This is a genomic window from Pseudomonas sp. BN417 (genome assembly GCF_029871205.1).
Taxonomy (GTDB): domain Bacteria; phylum Pseudomonadota; class Gammaproteobacteria; order Pseudomonadales; family Pseudomonadaceae; genus Metapseudomonas.
In genome coordinates this window covers 1-710 of record NZ_SSOJ01000003.1, presented here as the reverse complement: position 1 = coordinate 710, position 710 = coordinate 1, and the positions used below count along the sequence as shown (strand labels likewise).

Genomic DNA, 710 nt, shown 5'->3' with positions numbered 1-710 from the left:
CAAGTCCTACAAGGACCTGAACGATGGCAAGTACCGCATCACCTCGAAGATCGGCACCACCGGTGAGATGGTCGCCAAGAAGCTGATCGCCAAGGCCCAGTACCATGGCTTCGACAACGAGCAGGAAGCGGTGATGGACGTGGTCAACGGCAAGGCCGACGCCTTCATCTACGACGCTCCGTACAACGTCGTGGCGGTGAACAAGGCCGGCGCCGGCAAGCTGGTGTTCCTGGAAGAGCCCTTCACCTACGAGCCCCTGTCCTTCGGCCTGAAGAAGGGCGATTACGACAGCCTCAACTGGATCAACAACTACCTGCACCAGATCAAGCAGGACGGCACCTACGATCGCATCCATGCCAAGTGGTTCAAGAAGACCGACTGGCTGAAAGAGATGGAATAAGGGCGGCGCCAAGCGTCGAGCTGCAAGCGGCAGGTCCCGGCTCACGAGGTCGGGCCTGCCTTTTGTCTTTCATGAATCGCCATGAGCGAGATTTACCGTGACGAGAAAACATCGCCGTAACTGGCCCTGGCATGTTCTGACCGGCGTGATCCTGGTCGTTATTGCCTACGGCCTCTGGTACTCCACTTCGCTGATTTCCTACGAATGGCGCTGGAACCGCGTGCCCCAGTACTTCGCCTACCAGGCAGAGGAAGGCCAGCGCGTCGCCGATTACGGCACGGTCAGCGCCATTGCCGACGACGGCGACATG

1 protein-coding gene and 1 pseudogene are annotated in these 710 nt (G+C 59.3%); both read left to right on the top strand.

Annotated elements, in window-relative coordinates; all coding sequences use genetic code 11:
- A partial coding sequence (locus E8F11_RS00140) for a transporter substrate-binding domain-containing protein (protein ID WP_280286773.1) occupies positions 1-400 on the top strand: 400 nt, incomplete at its 5' end.
- A gap of 97 nt (positions 401-497) precedes the next feature.
- Positions 498-710 (top strand): annotated as a pseudogene (locus tag E8F11_RS00135) (amino acid ABC transporter permease); the annotation flags it as partial.